General features: G+C 71.3%; 1 protein-coding gene. It reads left to right on the forward strand.

Annotation, left to right across the window (positions count from 1 at the left end; genetic code table 11):
* A partial coding sequence (locus OO67_RS35555) for an acyltransferase domain-containing protein (protein WP_033305971.1) occupies positions 1 to 230 on the forward strand: 230 nt, incomplete at both ends.

Below are 230 nucleotides of genomic sequence, written 5' to 3' on the forward strand. Positions count from 1 at the left end.
ACCACACGCTCCCCCTTCGAGTCCAGAGCCGTCGTCCCCGGCACCGGCGGACGCGACGCACTGCTCGCAGGCCTCGACGCACTGGCCTCCCACGAGGCCGGCAGCGAGAACGGTGTGACGCCTTCCCGAGCCGTGTTCGTGTTTCCGGGGCAGGGGTCGCAGTGGGCCGGGATGGCGGTGGGACTGCTGGACACCTCGCCCGTGTTCGCCCGCGTGATCAGCGAGTGCGA

The sequence above is a fragment of the Streptomyces atroolivaceus genome, assembly GCF_000717025.1.
GTDB classification, from domain to species: Bacteria; Actinomycetota; Actinomycetes; order Streptomycetales; family Streptomycetaceae; genus Streptomyces; species Streptomyces atroolivaceus.